The organism is Stenotrophomonas nematodicola (assembly GCF_009467805.1).
In the GTDB taxonomy this organism is placed as follows: domain Bacteria; phylum Pseudomonadota; class Gammaproteobacteria; order Xanthomonadales; family Xanthomonadaceae; genus Stenotrophomonas; species Stenotrophomonas nematodicola.
Window position 1 is genome coordinate 135,847 of sequence record NZ_WIAY01000003.1, and the last position, 19,929, is coordinate 155,775.

The following is a 19,929-nucleotide window of genomic DNA, read 5'->3' on the forward strand; positions in this document are numbered from 1 at the left end:
CCCCCATCGAATGGACCTGATCATGAACAAGCCCGTCGCACGGATCTCTGCCCTTTCGTTGTCGCTGCTGCTGCTCGCCGGCTGCGCCACGACCAGCCTCACCAGTGCCCCCGAATCCCCGGCGCAGAGCCAGGCGCTGGCACTGATCGAGCAGGGCAAGCCGCGTGATGCCGCCGTGCAGCTCGAAGCATTGGCCAACACCCTGCGTGGCAGTGCCCGCAGTGCCGCGCTGGCCGACGCTGCCTTTGCCTGGCATGAAGCCGGCGATGCCACCCGCGCCCGCAGCCTGCTGAGCCAGGTGCAGCCGCGCCAGCTCACCGGCGCCAGCCTGCAGCGTTACCAGCTCACCGGTGCCGAGCTGGCACTGGCCGACCGACAGCCGGCACAGGCGCTGGCCGCACTGAAGGAATCCTCGGACGCAGTGGCTCCGTCGCTGCGCACGCGCTGGCAGCTGGCCCGCGCCAATGCGCTGCAGGCCACCGGCGACACCCTCGGCGCCGCGCTGGAGCGCGCTCGCGCACATGCCGCGCTGACCGGCAAGGCGCGCAGTGACAACCAGCAGGCCATCGCCAGCCTGCTCGGCACCCTGGACGACGCCACCCTGCGGGCCAGGGCCGCCGCGCTGCCGGCCAACGAGCCGCTGTACAACTTCGCCGGTCGCGCGCTGATTGCCCGTGGCCTGCCGCTGCCGCGTCCGTTCGACCGCGATGGCGCCAGCCAGTTCGACACCAGCAAGCGCCCGCCGGCGATGTCCGATGGCTACCGCCCGCCGGTGAAGATGGCCGTGCTGCTGCCGCTCAGTGGTCGCCTGGCCACCGCCGCACAGCCGGTCCGCGATGGCCTGCTCAGCGGTTACTACGGTGAGTCGCGCCGCCGCCCGGAGATCCAGTTCATCGATACCGCCGGCACCGCCGCCGGTGCCGTGGCCGCTTACGACAAGGCCGTGGGCGCGGGCGCCGACTTCATCGTCGGGCCGCTGGGCCGCGACGAGGTCGATGCGGTGTTCGGCCGTGCGCAGCTGCCGGTGCCGGTGCTGGCACTGAACCGTGGCAAGGGCAGCCCGCCGGCCGGCAGCGCCGGCTTCTCGATGGCCCCCGAAGACGACGGCATCATCGCCGCCGAGTACCTGCGCGGCCGCGAGCGCGGCAAGGTGCTGGTGGTGCACAGCAACGACGAGACCGGCCGCCGCGCGGCCGCCGCGTTCCGCGAGCGCTTCACCCAGCGTGGCGGCCAGGTGGCGGCCACGGTCGGCGTCAACGACACCGTGGGCGATGTCGGCGCGCAGCTGCGCGCCGCAGGCAGCGTGGATGGCGTGTTCCTGGCGGTGAAGGCGCCGCAGGCCCGCACGCTGGCGCCGCAGTTGGCGCTGGCCGGCGCCGGTGGCGCCAGCCGCGTGGGCACCTCGCAGTTGACCCTCGGCAGCGGCAAGCCCGAGGAAGACATGGCGCTGGACGGCATCATCTATCCGAACGAAGCCTGGAATGTGCGCGGCGTGGCCGGCCTGCCGGCCGCTTCCACCGCCGGGCAGATCCTGCCCTCGGCACGCGGCGCGTCCGGCCGCCTGTTCGCGTTCGGCTTCGATGCGTGGAAGATCAGCGCCTACCTGGACAAGATCGCCACCGAGGGCGCACTGGCCGGCGCCACCGGCACACTGTTCCTTGACAGCAACGGCAACGTGCTGCGTGTGCCGGTGTGGTCGACCTTCAGCGGCGGTCGGCCGACGCCGATCGCGTCGGCCAACTAGGTCCGGCATGGCCACCGGACGCGCGCAGCGCGGCGCGGCGGTGGAAGCGGCGGCACGGGCGCATCTGCGTCGCGCCGGCCTGCAGCCGCTGGCCGCCAACGCACGCTACCGCGGTGGTGAACTGGACCTGGTGATGCGCGACGGCGACACCACGGTGTTCGTGGAGGTGCGTTACCGCGCGTCGGCCGCGTTCGGCGGCGGTGCCGTCTCGGTCGATCTGCGCAAGCGCCGCAAGCTGGTGCTGGCCGCGCAGCTGTTCCTGCTGGCGCATCCGGCGCTGGCCGATCGGCCCTGCCGCTTCGATGTGGTCGAGGCCGCTGGCGACCCACCGCAGCTGCGCTGGCTGCGGGATGCCTTCCGGCTGGAGGATTGCTGATGCCCACCGTTGTTACCCATGCCGCCATTCCGCTGGCGCTGTGGTGCGCGGCCGACCGCGGCCGCATCGCCACGCCGCTGCTGGCCGCCGGCGTGGTGGCGGCGATGCTGCCGGACGCGGACGTGCTGGCGTTCGCGCTGCACATTCCCTACGCCGACAGTTTCGGTCACCGCGGTGCGAGCCACTCGCTTCTGTTCGCCGCGCTGCTGGCCACGTTGGCAGCACTGCTGCACCGGCGTCTGCGCGCCACGGCCGTGCAGGCCGCCGCGTTTGTCGGCATCAGCACGTTGTCGCACCCGCTGCTGGATGCCTTCACCTCCGGCGGCCTGGGCGTGGCGCTGTGGTGGCCGTGGAGCGGCGAGCGGCTGTTCGCGCCGTGGCGGCCGATCCGCGTCTCGCCGTTCGCCGGCCAGTTCTTCAACGCACGTGGCATCACCACCCTGCTCTCCGAGCTGCGCTGGGTGTGGCTGCCACTCTGCACCGCCGTGATCGGCTGGAAGCTGGTCCACCCTGCCCCCGCCTCGTCCCGGAACACCCCATGACCACCGCCCTGCCCGCCGCCTTCGCCGCCACCCTGCATGCCCTGCTGGGCGACGACGGCTGGCGCACCGACGACAGCGCGCTGCAGGCGCACGCGCAGGACAACTCGTGGCGGCATGCGCTGCCGGCCGGCGTGGCCTTCCCGCGCGACCGCGACCAGGTTGTCGCCCTGGTACGTGCATGCCGCGCGCATGGCATCGCGCTGGTCGCGCGCGGCGCCGGCACCGGTACCACCGGCGCGGCGGTACCGGTGAATGGCAGCATCGTGCTCTCGTTCGCGCGCATGAACCGCATCCTCGACATCCAGCCGGGCAACCGCTGCGCGGTGGTGGAGCCGGGTGTGCTCAACGGCGACCTGCAGCACGCGCTGGTACCGCATGGCCTGTTCTGGGCACCGGACCCGTCCAGCGCGGAGATCTGCAGTATTGGCGGCAACCTCGCCTGCAACGCCGGCGGCCCGCGCGCAGTGAAGTACGGCACCAGCCGCGACAACGTGCTCGGCCTGGTGGCGGTGACCGGTGCCGGCGAGGTGATCCGGTGCGGAGGGGCGTACACCAAGGATGCGACCGGCTACGACCTGACCCATCTGCTGGTGGGCAGCGAAGGTACGCTGGCGCTGATCGTGGAAGCCACGCTCAAGCTGACCCCGCTGCCCGTGGCCCAGGCCGGGTTGCGCGTACTGTATCGCGACGCCAATGCGGCGGCCGCCGCGGTGTCGCGCCTGATGGCGCAGCCGGTGGTGCCCACCCGCCTGGAATTCATGGATGCGCGCAGCCTGGAGCTGCTGCGCCGCAATGGTGCCGTGGTGCCCGAGGCCGGCGCGATGCTGCTGGTCGAGGCCGACGGCGATCACGACACCCTGCCCTATCTGCTGCAGGCGCTGGCCACCGCCGCCGAAGGCGACGGCCTGATCGCGCTGGACGTGGCGATGGAAGGCAGCGCCCGCGAGACGCTCTGGGCAGCGCGCAAGGCGCTGTCGCCGGCGCTGCGCAGCATCGCCCCGGGCAAGATCAACGAAGACGTGGTGGTGCCGGTGTCGCGCATTCCCGATCTGGTCGCCGGCGTGCAGGCGCTGGCGCAGGAACACGCGCTGACCATCGTCACCTTCGGTCATGCCGGCAACGGCAACCTGCACGTCAACATCCTGTACCACCCCGACGACGCGGACGAGAGCGCACGCGCGCACGCCGCCCTGCCGAAGATCTTCGCGCTGACCCTCGCCCTGGGCGGCACGCTGTCCGGCGAGCACGGCATCGGCCTGGCCAAGCGCGACTTCATGGCCCAGGCCTTCACGCCCGCCACGCTGGCGGCGATGCGGGCGATCAAGCGGGCGCTGGATCCGGACGGACTCCTCAATCCCGGCAAAGTACTGCCGCCGGTGTAGCAGAGCACAGCGGTCGTCTGACGTGCCGACGGCCGCCGTGCATCGCCGCAGCGCCACGGCGATCTGCTGCGTGTGTCAGCCGACCTGGCAACACGACCCTGCACGTCCTCGACGGATCTCCCCAAGACGATGACCTGGACGCCGGCGCCTGGGGCCCGGCGCCAGTGGCTGTCGTGACGCCAGCGCGCAGCGGGGCATGACCTGCGCGTGCCGTCGGAACGAGGGTCCACCGGTGGCGATGATCGCCAGCGATAGACGCAGACAATCTGCAAGAAATTGTATGGGTTGACGCAGGTCCGATCGCGACACTGCGCATCCCCTGCTGGACAGTCCGTGTCATTTGCGACCGCCAGGGTACCGCCGCTGCACCGTTCCCCCTGCAGTCTGCCCGGCCACCTCACGAACTCCCCGGCCTATCCCGATCGAGAGACCCACGACAATGAACGCCATCACGACCCGACATCCTGGTCATCCGCCTGTCAGGCTGCTGACCTGTGCTGTGATCCTTGCGCTGACCTCGCTCCCGTTCGGCGATCTGGACGCGCGCGTGCTGGATGGCGAGGAGGCCGACGTGGGCATCGGCGACGCTGCCGACACATGGACGCTCCGCAATGATGCACGTCTGGTGGTCAGGAACGGCGCCACGTTCAACATCATTGCCGACAGCACCTCACAGGTGGACCTCATTGGCACCACCGTGTCGCGCCGCAGCATGTCCAGCCCGAACAAGACCCTCGAACTGACCGACGCCGCCTCCCTGCGCGCCATCGGGTCGACCTTCATCGATGGCGGCCTTCATCTGCAGAATGACGCTACCGTGCATCTGATCGGCAGCAGCATTCTGATGGATGACCTCAGTGGCAGCTTCGCCGGCGCCAGCGTGGGCGTGGATCTGATCAGCGAGACCACGGCGATCGGCAGGGCGCATGCACTGCTCGATGCCACCCTGGTCCGTGTCGCCGACAATCCGGGTGTTTCGGACCGCGTCTCCGGCATTGGCGTGCGCATGGCCGGCGGTACGGTGGATATCGTCAATGGCTCCTCCATCGAAGCGGCCAACGTTGGCGTCCAGCTCCTGGGCGCCCTTCCGGACACCGATACCCTCAGACTGCGGGTGGATGGATCGACGGTGCGTTCGGCGCGCGGCGCCGCGATACAGGTTGCGGCTTACGGGAATGTCGATGCGTCTTATGACGTACGGGTTGCCAATGCTGCGCAACTGGTGGGCGGCGACAACCATCTGATGCTGGTCCGCGCGTTTGACGCGACGCCGTCCCGTGGCTGGACCTCGGTGGCCTTCACGGTGGACGACTCGCGCCTCAGCGGGGATGTCACCTTCGACACGCGTACCGTCACCGGCACGCTCGACGTTCAGCTGCTCAACAATGCGCGTATCGATGGCCGATTCACCGACGTCACGTCGGCAACGGTGGGCAGCGGCAGCACCTGGATGCTGACCGGCGACAGCAACGTCGATCGGTTGCAGCTCGATCCCACCGGTACCGTCGCACTGGGCAACGGCACTGCCTTCAATACCCTGGCCGTCAATACGTTTGCCGGCAACGGCGGCACGCTGCTGTTCAACACCGTGCTGGGCGATGACCACTCCGCCACCGACACGCTGGCAATCACCGGCGATGCCGACGGCCAGGCCGGTGTACGCGTGCTCAACGCCGGCGGGACCGGTGCAAAGACCGATCTGGGCATTGCGCTGATCACCGTCGGCGGTGCGTCCAATGCACAGTTCGATCTGATCGGTCGTGCCGTGGGTGGGCAGTACGAGTACTTCCTGGTCAAACACCAGGACGGCAACTGGTACCTGCGCTCGGAGATCCCGACGACCAACCCGTGCGAGGCCAATCCAGCCCTGCCCGGCTGCACGCCGGTTGATCCGGTTGATCCGGTTGATCCGGTTGATCCGGTCGATCCGGTTGACCCGGTGGATCCGGTTGATCCGGTTGATCCGGTCGATCCGGTCGATCCGGTCGATCCGGTTGACCCGGTGGATCCGGTTGACCCGGTTGACCCGGTTGACCCGGTTGATCCGGTTGATCCGGTTGATCCGGTCGATCCGGTGGATCCGGTGGATCCGGTTGATCCGGTTGATCCGGTTGATCCGGTTGATCCGGTTGATCCGGTCGATCCGGTCGATCCGGTCGATCCGGTGGATGCGGTTGACCCGGTCGATCCGATCGATCCGGCCCCGGCCCCGGCGCCGGTCCTGCGTCCGGAGACCGGCGCCTACCTGGCCAACCAGTTCGCGCTCACCCAGCTGCTGCGCCATACGTGGCACGACCGCAACGGCGACCAGGCCGCCGGCATTGATGGCGTGCACACCTGGGCCAAGGTCGACTCCACCCACAGCCGCCTGGGCGCGGTCAATGACCAGCTCGAGCTCAAGGTGGCCCGCTCGGGCCTGCAGATCGGTGCGGATATCGGTGTGTTCGATGCCGACCGCGGCCGCGTGGGTGTGATGCTCACCGCCGCGCAGTCGCAGGCCACCTCGCATTCGGCCCTCACCGGCTACCGCGCACGCGGCAAGGTGGAAGGCGGCGCGGCCGGCGTGTACGGCAGCTGGAGCAATGACGCCCTGTACGTGGATGCATCGGTGCAGCGCGGCCAGTTCCGCAACCGCGTCCAAGGCGATGGTCTGGATGCCGAGCGCTATGACGCCCAACTGTGGCAGTCCTCGCTGGAGGCCGGCTACCAGATCGACATCGGCCGCATCGGCGCGATGGCACTGCACCTGCAGCCGGAACTGCAGCTGGTCTACACCGAAGCGTCCATCGACGCGCATCGCGAGACCAACGGCACCGTCGTACGCAGCCTGGGCGAAGACGGCCTGTCCGGCCGGCTGGGCGTGCGTATCGAAGGCGAGTCCAAGGCCGACCGCGGCGCGGCCGTGCGTCCGTACCTGGCAGTGAACTGGTACCGCGACGGGGCCAGCAACGGCATCGCCTTCGACGATGAAGCGATGCGCGCCAGCACGCCGCGCAACCGCTATGCGCTCAGCGCCGGTGCCAAGGTTGCGTTCCGCCCGGGCGTTTCGGCCTGGGGTGGGCTGGGCCTGATGCGCGGCGACAGCGGCTACCGCGAAGCCAGTGCGCAGCTGGGGATGTCCTACGCCTGGTGAGGGTCCTGACAGTGCCATGTCCGAGCTCCCCGACGGCGAGACCCGGGCATTGCATCCAGACAACGGCGTTCAGCAAAGGCCACTTCTGAACGCCGCGCAGCGTATCGTCAACGGAGCGGATACCCGCTCCATAGACGCCTTCCGCAGTAGGCCCCCTCACTCTTCTGAATCCGGGCTGGCTGCTACCGGCAAGCCGGGTCCATCTGCAATTTCTTGCATGGGGTGGCCCGCCATTGGTCGCAACACTACACGTCATCGCTGACACAGATCGACGCTGGCGCCTCCCCCCCCCTTCCCATCTTCACGACTCCGCTGCCTCCGATGGGGCGTGGGGCGCGCGGGGACGCGGCGATCACGTGACGTGCTCGGCCACATTTGCCCTCTGACGCGAGAACAGGACGATGACTTTGATGAAGACCTCTGCTGCCGGCCACCCGTCGGTGCGGCCCCTTGCCTGCGCGGTGATGCTGGCGATGGGCGTGCTTCCGCTCGGCGATGTGACGGCGCGCCAGCTCGACGGCGAACAGGCCGAGGTGGTGGCGGGCGAAACGCCCGAAACCTGGTCGCTGCGGAACGGGGCACGGCTGCTCGTCACGGGCGGGCACACCTACGACATCGATGTGACGGAAGGATCGGTGGACCTCACCGGCGCGACCGTCACGCGGCTGGTGAGCGGAAACAAGTCGGTAACACTCCGCGGGACGTCGGCCTTGCGCGCCGACGGCACTCTGTTCCAAGGCGGCGGTCTTTGGCTCACGAACGATTCAACCGCCCATCTGACGGACAGCAGCATCCAGGTGCAGGGCGTGACCGGTGCACTTGCCAGCGTCGGCGTGGACTTCCTGGGTCTGGGCGGTGACAGCGCCCACGCCACCCTCGACAACACGCGGGTGACGGTGGCCGACAACCCGGGTACCCCCGACTACAATTCGGGCCTGGGGGTGCGCATGGCCGCTGGCAGCAGCATCGACATCATCAATGGCTCGTATATCGATGCGGCCAATATCGGCGTCCACTTCTGGGGGACCGATGCAGCAGCAGGTACGACCCGTCTCCGGGTGGATGGCTCCACGGTCCGTTCCGGGCGCGGCGCGGCACTTCACATCGGGGCGGTATCGGCCGTCGACAAGGCGTACGACATTCTCATCGCCAACGACGCCAGGCTGATCGGGGGCGATGGCCATCTGCTGCGGGTTACCTCACTGCTTGGGGACCCCACCGCCAGTGTGAGTACGGTCGCTTTCACGGTCGACGATTCGCGCCTCCGCGGCGATGTCACCTTCGACACCCGCACCGTCACCGGCACGCTGGATGTCACGCTGCGCAACAACGCGCGCATCGACGGTCGCTTCATCAACGTCAGCCGCGCCGACATCGGCACCAACAGCACCTGGATGCTCACCGGCGACAGCAACGTCGGCCGGCTGCAGCTCGACGCCACCGGCACCGTCGCACTCGGCAACGGCAGCACCTTCAACACCCTCAGCGTGGACAGCTTCACCGGTGCCGGCGGCACGCTGCTGTTCAACACCGTGCTGGGCGATGACAGCTCGGCCACCGACAGGCTGGTCATCACCGGCGATGCCGACGGCCAGGCCGGCGTGCGCGTGCTCAACGCGGGCGGTGCCGGCGCCAGGACCGATCTGGGCATCGAGCTGATCACCATCGGCGGTGCGTCCAATGCGCAGTTCGACCTGATCGGTCGTGCCGTTGGCGGCCAGTACGAGTACTTCCTGGTCAAGGGCACCGACGGCCACTGGTACCTGCGCTCGGAACTGCAGTCGCCGACCACCCCGTGCGACGTCGATCCGAGCCTGCCGGAGTGCCAGCCGGTCGATCCGGTGGATCCGGTTGATCCGGTTGATCCGGTTGATCCGGTTGATCCGGTTGATCCGATCGATCCGATCGATCCGGCGCCGGTCCTGCGTCCGGAGACCGGCGCCTACCTGGCCAACCAGTTCGCGCTCACCCAGCTGCTGCGCCATACCTGGCACGACCGCAACGGCGACCACGCCGCCGGCATTGATGGCGTGCACACCTGGGCCAGGGTCGACTCCACCCACAGCCGCCTGGGCGCGGTCAATGACCAGCTCGAGCTCAAGGTGGCCCGCTCGGGCCTGCAGATCGGTGCGGATATCGGTGTGTTCGATGCCGACCGCGGCCGCGTGGGTGTGATGCTCACCGCCGCGCAGTCGCAGGCCACCTCGCATTCGGCCCTTACCGGCTACAGCGCGCGCGGCAAGGTGGAAGGCGGCGCGGCCGGCGTGTACGGCAGCTGGAGCAACGACGCCCTGTACGTGGATGCATCGGTGCAGCGCGGCCAGTTCCGCAACCGCGTCCAAGGCGATGGTCTGGATGCCGAGCGCTATGACGCCCAGCTGTGGCAGTCCTCGCTGGAGGCCGGCTACCAGATCGACATCGGCCGCATCGGCGCGATGGCACTGCACCTGCAGCCGGAACTGCAGCTGGTCTACACCGAAGCGTCCACCGACGCGCATCGCGAGACCAACGGCACCGTCGTGCGCAGCCTGGGTGAAGACGGCCTGTCCGGCCGGCTGGGCGTGCGCATCGAAGGCGAGTCCAAGGCCGACCGCGGCGCGGCCGTGCGTCCGTACATGGCAGTGAACTGGTACCGCGACGGGGCCAGCAACGGCATCGCCTTCGACGATGAAGCGATGCGCGCCAGCACGCCGCGCAACCGCTATGCGCTCAGCGCCGGTGCCAAGGTTGCGTTCCGCCCGGGCGTTTCGGCCTGGGGTGGGCTGGGCCTGATGCGCGGCGACAGCGGCTACCGCGAAGCCAGTGCGCAGCTGGGGATGTCCTACGCCTGGTAAAGGGTCGTGACAGCGGCGGACGGAGATGAGGACGCCGGGCACTGCCCGGCGTCCTTTTCTGCTTCCGGCGGCCCACCATCGTCGGCCACCTGAACACCCAATGCATGTACCGACAGGCGCGGCGTATCTGCAACTTCTTGCATGGGTCGCGTCGCATATCACCGCGACACTGCGCGTCCTAGCTGACACGTGCCGCACGCCACCCGACCGCCCTCACGTCGCCCTCCCCCCTTCAGGAAGGTGACGCCGGGAGGCGCACCGCCGGGGCGCGGCAATCACCTGACGTGCGCGGCCACGGTTTCCCACTGACGAGATCACTACGATGACTGGAACACCCTCCAAGCGGCCTGCCGTGCGCTCCCTTGCCTGTGCTGTGGCGTTCGCACTGGTTTCGCTGCCCCACGGCGCCATGTCCGAGGTCCTCGATGGCGAGACGCTGGTATTGAATCCAGACAGCAGCATTGAGGAATGGACCCTCCTGAACGGCGCGCAGCTTATCGTCGACGGAGCGGGTACCCGCTCCATCGATGCCTCCCAGAATTCGCGCGTGCAGATGCAAGGTGCCGCCGCCCAGGTGGACGACGACGAACAGGACGTGGTGAGGCTGCGGGACACGGCCGTGCTGGAAGCAACCTCGAGCACGTTCCGCGGCGGGAGCGTGCACCTGTCTGGCAACAGCTCGGCACATCTGGTCAACAGCGCCGTTCTGGTGACCCGTGCCGATGGCCTGGATCCCACCGGCCTCAGCGTGGGCGTGGATATCACCAGTACCGACCCGAGCCACGGCGCACGCGTCGTTCTGGATTCGACCCGCGTCCGCGTCGAAGACTCCACCGGCGGAATCAACAGTGGGCTCGGTGTGCGGATGACGGCTGGCCAGGTCGACATCGTCAACGGGGCACGGATCGAGGCGGACAACATCGGCGTGCAGCTGTTCTCTCGTGTGGAGGCCGCAGACCCGCTGCGCCTGCGCATCGACAATGCCACCGTGCAGTCCGGCCGGGGCGCCGCGATAAACGTGGCATCCATGCATGGAGTTGAAAACAGCGCCGAGATCGTGATTGCCAACGGCGCGCAGCTCATCGCCGGCGACGGCAATCTGCTGCTGATGCAGACGCGCGACGGCAGCGTGGATGCCGGTCGCATCGACGTGGACTTCACCGTCGACGATGCACGCCTTGGTGGCAATGTCACCTTCGATACCCGCACCATGAACGGCACGCTGGATGTCACGCTGCGCAACAACGCGCGCATCGACGGTCGCTTCATCAACGTCAGCCGCGCCGACATCGGCACCAACAGCACCTGGATGCTCACCGGCGACAGCAACGTCGGCCGGCTGCAGCTCGACGCCACCGGCACCGTCGCACTCGGCAACGGCAGCACCTTCAACACCCTCAGCGTGGACAGCTTCACCGGTGCCGGCGGCACGCTGCTGTTCAACACCGTGTTGGGCGATGACAGCTCGGCCACCGACAGGCTGGTCATCACCGGCGATGCCGACGGCCAGGCTGGCGTGCGCGTGCTCAACGCAGGCGGTGCCGGCGCCAGGACCGATCTGGGCATCGAGCTGATCACCATCGGCGGTGCGTCCAATGCGCAGTTCGACCTGATCGGTCGTGCCGTTGGCGGCCAGTACGAGTACTTCCTGGTCAAGGGCACCGACGGCCACTGGTACCTGCGCTCGGAACTGCAGTCGCCGACCACCCCGTGCGACGTCGATCCGAGCCTGCCGGAGTGCCAGCCGGTCGATCCGGTCGATCCGGTGGATCCGGTTGACCCGGTCGATCCGGTTGATCCGGTTGATCCGATCGATCCGATCGATCCGATCGATCCGGCGCCGGTCCTGCGTCCGGAGACCGGCGCCTACCTGGCCAACCAGTTCGCGCTCACCCAACTGCTGCGCCATACCTGGCGCGACCGCAACGGCGACCACGCCGCCGGCGTTGATGGCGTGCACACCTGGGCCAGGGTCGACTCCACCCACAGCCGCCTGGGCGCGGTCAATGACCAGCTCGAGCTCAAGGTGGCCCGCTCGGGCCTGCAGATCGGTGCGGATATCGGTGTGTTCGATGCCGACCGCGGTCGCGTGGGTGTGATGCTCACCGCCGCGCAGTCGCAGGCCACCTCGCATTCGGCCCTCACCGGCTACAGCGCGCGCGGCAAGGTGGAAGGCGGCGCGGCCGGCGTGTACGGCAGCTGGAGCAACGACGCCCTGTACGTGGATGCATCGGTGCAGCGCGGCCAGTTCCGCAACCGCGTCCAAGGCGATGGTCTGGATGCCGAGCGCTATGACGCCCAACTGTGGCAGTCCTCGCTGGAGGCCGGCTACCAGATCGACATCGGCCGCATCGGCGCGATGGCACTGCACCTGCAGCCGGAACTGCAGCTGGTCTACACCGAGGCGTCCACCGACGCGCATCGCGAGACCAACGGCACCGTCGTGCGCAGCCTGGGTGAAGACGGCCTGTCCGGCCGGCTGGGCGTGCGCATCGAAGGCGAGTCCAAGGCCGACCGCGGCGCGGCCGTGCGTCCGTACCTGGCAGTGAACTGGTACCGCGACGGGGCCAGCAACGGCATCGCCTTCGACGATGAAGCGATGCGCGCCAGCACGCCGCGCAACCGCTATGCGCTCAGCGCCGGTGCCAAGGTTGCATTCCGCCCGGGCGTTTCGGCCTGGGGTGGGCTGGGCCTGATGCGTGGCGACAGCGGCTACCGCGAAGCCAGTGCGCAGCTGGGGATGTCCTACGCCTGGTAATCCATCCCACCCGTTGGCCGTACAGACAGGAACGCCGGGCACTGCCCGGCGTTCCTTTATCCTGGTGCGTATGGCTCAACCGAAGTGCTGGTAGCCACCCGCACCTGCATCGTCTCCGTCGCAGGCAACGCCCTGCCCGTCGGTGATGGTGCCGATGCAGGTCAGCCGGAGCTGCAACTGCGCCGCCAGCGCCGCCAGCGCATCGCGCCGCGCAGGAGCCGCGGTGAAGCACAGCTCGTAATCGTCACCGCCGCGCAGCGCGCACTGGCGTGCGTCCGCGTCCGCGAAAAGGCCGCGCAGGGCATCCGACAATGGCAGCGCGGTGGCATCGAGCTGCGCACCAAGACCGCTGCGTGCGCAGATGTGTCCCAGATCGGCGATCAGCCCGTCGGACACGTCCACGGCGGCATGCGCCAGCCCGACCAGCGCACGGCCCAGGGCCACGCGCGGGGTAGGCCGTGCCAGGCGCAGGCGCAGGGCTTCCCACCGGGGATCGGCATGGGGCTGGCGCACGTCGAGCGTGCCGGCCTGCCACGCGCGCAGCGCGCCGGCCGCGTCGCCGGGTGTGCCGCTGACCCAGATGTCGTCGCCCGCCTGCGCCGCATCGCGACGCAGCGCGGTACCGGCCGGCACCTGGCCCATCGCGGTCACCGACAGCGACAGCGGGCCACGGGTGGTGTCGCCTCCGATCAGCACGATGTCGTGTGCGTCGGCCAGCGCGAAGAAGCCTTCGGCAAAGGCGTCGATCCAGTCCGTGGTGGCGTCGGGCAGCGACAGCGCCAACGTGCACCAGGCCGGGCGCGCGCCCATCGACGCCAGGTCGGAGAGGTTCACCGCCAGGGTCTTCCAGCCGATGTCGCCGGCCGGGGTCTCGGCAGGGAAATGCACGCCGCTGTTGAGGGTGTCGGCGGTCACCACGAGCTGCTCGCCAGCGCGCGGCTGCAGCAGCGCGGCATCGTCGCCGATGCCCAGCACCACGTCCGCGCGCTCGCGGGTGCGGACGCGGATGCGGTTGATCAGGGCGAATTCGGCGAGCGACACGGGGTCAACCCCCGTTTTCGACCTTGCGCCATTCAACGGCGGCGCGGTCGAGCACGCCATTGACGTAGGTGTGGCCGTGTTCGGAGCCGAACCGCTTGGCCGATTCGATGGCCTCGTTGATCACCACGCGGTACGGCACATCCAGGCGGTAGCGCATTTCGTAAGCGGCCACGCGCAGCGCGGCGCGTTCGATGGCGTCCACTTCTTCGATGCCGCGATCCAGGTACGGGTCCAGCGCCTCGTCCAGGTCCTTGCGGTGGTCGAGCACGCCGTGGACCAAGGCTTCAAAGTACGCCAGGTCGGCGATCTCGCGGGCCTGTTCGTGGGCGAACTGGGCGATCACCGACTGCGCGTTGCCGCCGGAGATCTGCCAGGCATAGATCGCCTGCAGGGCACGACGGCGCGCGCGCGAACGCAGCACGGGGTCGATGCCATCACGGCGGACGGGCTTTCCGGAGGGCTTGCCCGGGGTCGACTTGTTCACGGCAACTGCTCCAGAAGATTGACCATTTCCAACGCCGTCAGTGCGGCTTCCTCACCTTTGTTGCCGTGGCTGCCGCCCGCGCGGGTATCGGCATCCTCGACACGTTCGACCGCCAGCACGCCATTGAGCACCGGCACGCCGAAATCCAGCTGCACGCGCATCAGGCCTTCGGCACAGCCGTCGGCCACGTGTTCGTAGTGGCGGGTATCGCCACGGATCACGCACCCCAGGGCGATGATGGCGGCATGTTCATGCGCGGCCGCCAGGCGGGCGGCCACCAGCGGCAGCTCCCACGCGCCCGGCACGCGGATCACGTCGATCGCTGCTTCCTCGATGCCGTTGCCAGCCAGGCTCTTGCGTGCACCGGCCACCAGCACATCGGTGATGCGGGCGTTCCAGCGGCTGGCGAGAATGGCGAAACGGGCCTTTTCCGGCGTCCGGAGGTCGCCTTCGTAGTGGCTCATGGTCGGCGTAGGGTCCATTTGATAGATGAATATTCTAACAGGCCCCGTAGAGCCGGGCTCTGCCCGGCTGACGCGGCAGCGAAGCCTGTAGCGCCGGGCTCTGCCCGGCTGACGCGGCAGCGAAGCCCGGCGCTACGGGGGCGTCAGGGCGCGACGGTCTCGACGACTTCCAGGCCGTAACCCGCCAGGCCGATCTGGCGGCGCGGGGTGCCCAGCACGCGCAGCTTGCCCAGGCCGAGGTCGGACAGGATCTGCGCGCCGGCACCGTTGCGGCGCCACTGGCTCACATCCTTGTCCTTGCCCGGGGTCAGCGGGGCCGGCTGCTGGCGCAGGCGGGCCAGCAGACCGTTGGTGTCGCGCGGGGCCGACAGCACCACCATCACGCCACGGTCGGCGGCGGCAATGGCGCGCAGGGCGTCGGTGGAGGCCACGCCGAAGTCGTCGCGACGCCAGTGCAGCAGGTCGGCCAGCGGATTCTCCACCTGCACCCGGACCAGGGTCGGTTCGGCATCGACGGGGCCACGGACCAGGGCGAAATGCAGATCGTGGGCGATCCGGTCGCGGTAGGTGACCAGGGTGAACGGGCCGAACTCGGTGTCGATCGGGCGCTCATCAACGCGTTCGACGGTCTTCTCGGTGGCCAGACGGTAGGCGATCAGGTCGGCGATGGAGCCCATCTTCAGGCCGTGTTCGCGGGCGAACACCTCCAGCTCCGGCCGGCGCGCCATGCTCCCGTCCGGGTTGAGGATCTCCACCAGCACGCCGGCCGGTTCCAGCCCGGCCAGCATGGCCAGGTCCACGCCGGCCTCGGTGTGGCCGGCGCGGGTGAGCACGCCGCCCGGCTGGGCGATCAGCGGGAAGATGTGGCCCGGCTGGTGCAGGTCGGCCGGCCTGGCATCGGGCTTCACGGCCGTGCGGATGGTGTGGGCGCGGTCGTAGGCCGAAATACCGGTGGTGACGCCCTCGGCGGCCTCGATGCTCACCGTGAAGTTGGTCTGGAACTGCGCGGTGTTGGCCTGGACCATCGGGGCCAGGCCCAGGTCGGCGGCGCGCTCGCGGGTCAGCGGCAGGCACACCAGGCCGCGGCCGTGGGTCACCATGAAATTGATGTCCGAGGGCTTGACCAGCTCGGCGGCCATGATCAGGTCGCCTTCGTTCTCGCGGTCTTCGTCATCGACGATGACCACCATGCGGCCCAGGCGGATGTCCTCGAGGATTTCGGGGATGGGGGCGAAGTTCATGCGGCCTCTCCCTGTGCCTGCCCACGCTGGGCGGGCACGCTGATCAGCCGCTCCACATAGCGGGCGACCAGATCGATTTCCAGATTGACCGCACTGCCCACACTGGTCGCGGCGAACGCGGTATTGGCAACGGTATGCGGAATCAACGCGACTTCGAAGCCGGCGTCGTCCACGTCGTTGACCGTCAGGCTGACCCCGTCCACGCAGATCGAGCCTTTCCTGGCGATGTAGCGCAGCAGCGCGGCCGGCGCGGCAAAACGCCAGCGCTGGGCGCGGGCATCGTCGTGGATGGACAGGACCTGACCGAGGCCATCGACATGGCCGCTGACCAGATGGCCGCCAAGGCGGTCGGTCGGGCGCATCGCGCGTTCGAGATTGATCACCGCGCCATCGGCGAGCTGGCCGAGCGTGGTCAGGCCCAGTGTTTCGGTGGAGGCGTCGGCCTGGAAGGTGCTGGCGTCGAACGCGATCACGGTCAGGCACACGCCGTTGATGGCGATGCTCTCACCGAGCTGCACGGCGTCGAACGGCAGGCTGCCGACGTGGAAGGTGAAGCGGACGTCGCCGCCGAGGCTCTCGCGTGCGGCCACATGGCCGACGCCTTCGATGATTCCAGTAAACAAGTAACGTTCTCCGCGAAAAGTGAGCGAAAAACGCCGCAAGGCAAACAGGCGGGCGCAGGGCCGGCAAAGGCCCTGTGGCACCGTCTTCTTTCATCCGGACTATACCGTCGGCTCCGGCATCTGACCGGATCTGCTGACCTTCCAGCAGACCTGGAAGCGCTCGCGGGCTCGTGCTTGCGCACCTACCGCCGGTGGGGAATCGCACCCCGCCCTGAAGACGTTTGTGTACCGGCGAACCGGCCCGCGCATTGTACCAGCGAAGCCTGAGTGCTCGCTTTCTGTAAAAAACTTGTTAATATCCGCGCCGCGCGACACGACGTCGCTCCTGCCGCCGCCAAGAAGGTGGCGGCTGAAACGGACATCACCACCCGTGAGGATCTACCCATGCGCAAGACCCTGATTCTGGCCGCCCTGCTGGCTGCCACCCCGATCGCTGCCTCGGCTGCGGACGGCCTGAGCTACACCTACGCCGAAGCTGGCTGGACCCAGATCCAGGTCAACGACGACTACCTCAACGACCCGAAGGTGGACGGCGGCTACATCCGCGGCTCGTTCGCGATCGCCGAGCAGGTGCATGTCTTCGGCGCGTGGTCGACGGTCTCCAAGAAGTACAACTATGCCGATGGCAGCCTGAAGCTGGAACTGAACCAGCCGGAGCTGGGTATCGGTTACCACATGCCGATGAGCGACCGCGTCGACTTCACCGCCGACATCGCCTGGGTGCGCCAGAACGTGGAAGCCAAGTCGACCTACGACGGCTTTGGCACCGTGCGCGAGAAGGACCACACCAACGGCGGCCGCGCCAGCATGGGCGTGCGTGGCAAGCCCTCGCCGCGCACCGAAGCCTGGCTGAAGGCCGGCTACCTGGACGGCAGCGACATGGACGGCACCTGGATCGGCACCCTCGGCGGCCAGGTCAACTTCACCAAGGCCTGGGGCTTGGTCGGTGAAGTGCAGGCTTACGAAGACGTCACCCAGTACTCGGTGGGCGTGCGCGCGAGTTTCTGATCGGGCGGCGGCCTCCGGGTCGCGCCATGATCGAACGGGCCCCGAAAGGGGTCCGTTTTTTTTTGCCTGGCGGGCGCGCCCTCACTGCCGCAGCAGCAGGCGCAGGTCGTTGCCGAGCACGCGCTGGTCGATCACGCGCAGGCGGCGCTGCTGGTCCATCGCGTGAATGCACAGGCCGGACAGCAGCGGCCGCCCATGCTCGCCGAGCAGGATCGGCGCCTGGTAGAGCAGCAGTTCGTCGACCAGGCCGGCCTGTACCAGCGCGCCGGACAGGGTGGCGCCGGCTTCGGTATGCACCTCGTTGATCCCACGGTCGGCGAGCAGGGCCAGCACTGCGGCAAGATCGAGGCGACCGTTGTGGCTGGGCACGCTGGCAAACGCCGCATCGGCGGCATCGGGGGGGCTCACGGCTGCGTCGTGCAGGTACAGCGTGGGTGCCCCGCCCTCGCGCACGCGCGCGCACTCCAGCGAGCGCAGGCGCGCATCGAGCACCACGCGCAGCGGCGCGACGACCTCGGTGTCGGCCAGCCGCACGGTGAGCATCGGATCGTCGGCCAGCACCGTGCCGGCGCCGGTCAGAATCGCACCGGCGCGCGCGCGCCAGTGCTGTACGTCCTCGCGCGCGGCTGCACCGGTGATCCATTTGGAACTGCCGTCGGCCATTGCCGTACGGCCGTCCAGGCTGGCCGCCAGCTTGACCCGCAGCCACGGGCGACCGCGTTCGATGCGCGACAGGAAGCCGTGGTTGAGGTCGCGCGCCTGCGCGGCCATCAGCCCTTCGGCGACGTCGATGCCGGCCGCGCGCAGCAGGTCGAACCCACCGCCGTCGACCTTCGGAAACGGATCGCGCATCGCCGCCACCACACGGCCGATACCCGCCTCGATCAGCGCCAGTGCGCACGGCGGCGTGCGCCCGTAGTGGGCGCAGGGCTCCAAGGTGACGTACGCGGTGGCCCCGCGTGCACGCTCACCCGCCTGGCGCAGCGCGAACACTTCCGCATGCGGGCCGCCGGTGCGCTGATGCCAGCCCTCGCCCACCACGTCGGCACCCTGCGCGATCACGCAGCCCACCATCGGGTTGGGCCGCGTGGTGTACGCGGCGCGCTCGGCCAGGCGCAGGGCATGCGCCATGTGCAGGTGGTCCAGTGCGGAGAAGTCGGTCATGGCAACGGTCATCGGCAGGCAAGCAGCCGCGATGGTAGCCCAGCCGGGCCGGCGGCGAAGCGTAGGGGCTCAGCCCTTCTTCTTCTTGCCCAGTGCGATCACATCCCCGAGCAGTTGCAGCTGCTCGGTGCTGGAGGGCAGCTCGCGTTCGAGCTTCTCGATCTCCTCGCGGAAATCGGCCACGTCCTCGAAACTGCGATACACCGAGGCGAAGCGCACGTAGGCCACGTGGTCGAGCTTGCGCAGTTCGTTCATGACGAACTCGCCGACCTTGATCGACGGGATTTCGCGCTCGCCGCAGGTCCGCGCCTGCTGCATCACCGCGCGTACCGCCAGTTCGATCTTGTCTTCCGGCACCGGGCGCTTCTGCAGCGCGCGGTCGAAGCCGCTGCGCAGCTTGCGGGCGTCGAAGGCCTCGCGGCTGCCATCGCTCTTGATGATCGCCGGCAGCTTCAGTTCGATGGTTTCCAGGGTGCTGAAGCGCTCGTTGCAGGCCTCGCATTCGCGACGACGCCGGATCGTCGCGCCGTCTTCGGAGACGCGCGAATCGATCACACGGGTATCGGCATGCTGGCAGAACGGACAGTACATGGAACGCCTAGCTGGAGAAAAACGTCATGCCACGGTCATGGCAGCGTCGCAACGGTACCTGAGAAGAACCGGGGCGGCAAATACGCGTCTGTGCATCAGCTTGGCCCCTCCGATCGGCGCAACCACACCAGGTGTGCGCTGGGCACCAGCAGCAGCGGGCCAAACACCAGATACCCCAGCACCTGCCAGCGTCCCACGGCCCCGGCGTACAGGAGGACGAGCAGCAGGCCGCCCGCCGCCAGTGCCCCCATCGCCAGACCGGCCCACGGGAGGGTCCCGGCCCGACGCAGCCCGTCGCGGCCGCGCCGGAGATACCGGGCGCTCAGCCACAGCCAGGCCAGCAGGCCGAGCAGACCGGCGCCGCCCCAGAGCAGCAGCAGACCGCCCTCGTTGCCCGCGAGCAGAAAACCGCGATGTACATCGACATGGCGCAGGCCCTGGACCCCAGCCACGCCGCAGGCCACCACGGTTGGCAGCCCCAGCAGCCCGCACTGGAGCGCGTACAGACGCCGGTGGACGCCATCGCGCATGACCGGCCCACCTC

The 19,929-nt window shown here is 68.8% G+C and carries 16 protein-coding genes and 1 riboswitch; of the genes, 8 read left to right on the plus strand and 8 right to left on the minus strand.

What is annotated here, in order from left to right:
* Window positions 1–22: 22 nt before the first annotated feature.
* The 7 genes from GDJ08_RS11515 (at window position 23) to GDJ08_RS11545 (ending at window position 12,769) form a co-directional block, all read left to right on the plus strand.
* The gene (locus tag GDJ08_RS11515; protein ID WP_153164903.1) at window positions 23–1,744 is read left to right on the plus strand and encodes a penicillin-binding protein activator; all 1,722 of its coding nucleotides are present in this window, start codon (window positions 23–25) and stop codon (window positions 1,742–1,744) included.
* Between the two features lie 7 nt (window positions 1,745–1,751).
* Window positions 1,752–2,120 (plus strand): YraN family protein, encoded by a 369-nt coding sequence (locus tag GDJ08_RS11520; protein WP_136003666.1) that lies wholly within the window; start codon window positions 1,752–1,754, stop codon window positions 2,118–2,120.
* Complete coding sequence (locus GDJ08_RS11525) at window positions 2,120–2,662, plus strand: metal-dependent hydrolase (protein WP_153164904.1); 543 nt, start codon at window positions 2,120–2,122, stop codon at window positions 2,660–2,662. The genes GDJ08_RS11520 and GDJ08_RS11525 overlap by 1 nt, the downstream gene beginning before the upstream one ends.
* On the plus strand, window positions 2,659–4,044 hold the full coding sequence (locus tag GDJ08_RS11530) for an FAD-binding oxidoreductase (protein WP_136003662.1): 1,386 nt from the start codon (window positions 2,659–2,661) through the stop codon (window positions 4,042–4,044). Before GDJ08_RS11525 ends, GDJ08_RS11530 begins: the two co-directional genes overlap by 4 nt.
* A 499-nt stretch (window positions 4,045–4,543) precedes the next feature.
* Window positions 4,544–7,177 carry an autotransporter family protein gene (locus tag GDJ08_RS11535; protein ID WP_165699797.1) on the plus strand — a complete coding sequence of 878 codons (2,634 nt, stop codon included), beginning with the start codon at window positions 4,544–4,546 and terminating at the stop codon, window positions 7,175–7,177.
* A gap of 410 nt (window positions 7,178–7,587) precedes the next feature.
* Window positions 7,588–10,011, plus strand: coding sequence for an autotransporter family protein (locus GDJ08_RS11540; protein WP_229296509.1), 2,424 nt, complete (start codon window positions 7,588–7,590; stop codon window positions 10,009–10,011).
* Between the two features lie 409 nt (window positions 10,012–10,420).
* Window positions 10,421–12,769 carry an autotransporter family protein gene (locus tag GDJ08_RS11545; RefSeq protein WP_229296510.1) on the plus strand — a complete coding sequence of 783 codons (2,349 nt, stop codon included), beginning with the start codon at window positions 10,421–10,423 and terminating at the stop codon, window positions 12,767–12,769.
* 75 nt (window positions 12,770–12,844) lie between these two features.
* Here the strand turns inward: GDJ08_RS11545 and thiL are convergent, their stop codons facing one another.
* From thiL to GDJ08_RS11570, 5 genes are all read right to left on the minus strand, one after another.
* On the minus strand, window positions 12,845–13,810 hold the full coding sequence (gene thiL / locus GDJ08_RS11550) for a thiamine-phosphate kinase (protein WP_229296511.1): 966 nt from the start codon (window positions 13,808–13,810) through the stop codon (window positions 12,845–12,847).
* A gap of 4 nt (window positions 13,811–13,814) precedes the next feature.
* Window positions 13,815–14,294, minus strand: coding sequence for a transcription antitermination factor NusB (gene nusB, locus GDJ08_RS11555; protein WP_017356154.1), 480 nt, complete (start codon window positions 14,292–14,294; stop codon window positions 13,815–13,817).
* A complete protein-coding gene (gene ribH / locus GDJ08_RS11560) occupies window positions 14,291–14,758 on the minus strand; it encodes a 6,7-dimethyl-8-ribityllumazine synthase (protein WP_017356153.1) in 468 nt (155 codons plus the stop codon). The genes nusB and ribH overlap by 4 nt, the downstream gene beginning before the upstream one ends.
* A 143-nt stretch (window positions 14,759–14,901) precedes the next feature.
* A complete protein-coding gene (gene ribB, locus GDJ08_RS11565; RefSeq protein ID WP_017356152.1) occupies window positions 14,902–15,999 on the minus strand; it encodes a 3,4-dihydroxy-2-butanone-4-phosphate synthase in 1,098 nt (365 codons plus the stop codon).
* Window positions 15,996–16,622 (minus strand): riboflavin synthase, encoded by a 627-nt coding sequence (locus GDJ08_RS11570; protein ID WP_153164908.1) that lies wholly within the window; start codon window positions 16,620–16,622, stop codon window positions 15,996–15,998. Before GDJ08_RS11570 ends, ribB begins: the two co-directional genes overlap by 4 nt.
* Before the next feature lie 78 nt (window positions 16,623–16,700).
* Window positions 16,701–16,845: riboswitch (FMN riboswitch) on the minus strand.
* Between the two features lie 161 nt (window positions 16,846–17,006).
* Between GDJ08_RS11570 and GDJ08_RS11575 the strand changes: the two genes are divergently transcribed.
* Window positions 17,007–17,630, plus strand: a complete 624-nt coding sequence (locus GDJ08_RS11575; protein WP_017356150.1) for an autotransporter outer membrane beta-barrel domain-containing protein — start codon at window positions 17,007–17,009, stop codon at window positions 17,628–17,630.
* A gap of 81 nt (window positions 17,631–17,711) precedes the next feature.
* Here GDJ08_RS11575 and ribD read toward each other — a convergent pair whose 3' ends face one another.
* From ribD to GDJ08_RS11590, 3 genes are all read right to left on the minus strand, one after another.
* On the minus strand, window positions 17,712–18,794 hold the full coding sequence (gene ribD, locus GDJ08_RS11580; protein ID WP_153164909.1) for a bifunctional diaminohydroxyphosphoribosylaminopyrimidine deaminase/5-amino-6-(5-phosphoribosylamino)uracil reductase RibD: 1,083 nt from the start codon (window positions 18,792–18,794) through the stop codon (window positions 17,712–17,714).
* 69 nt (window positions 18,795–18,863) lie between these two features.
* Window positions 18,864–19,385 (minus strand): transcriptional regulator NrdR, encoded by a 522-nt coding sequence (nrdR, locus tag GDJ08_RS11585; RefSeq protein ID WP_017356148.1) that lies wholly within the window; start codon window positions 19,383–19,385, stop codon window positions 18,864–18,866.
* Between the two features lie 95 nt (window positions 19,386–19,480).
* On the minus strand, window positions 19,481–19,915 hold the full coding sequence (locus GDJ08_RS11590; RefSeq protein WP_017356147.1) for a hypothetical protein: 435 nt from the start codon (window positions 19,913–19,915) through the stop codon (window positions 19,481–19,483).
* Window positions 19,916–19,929: the final 14 nt, after the last annotated feature.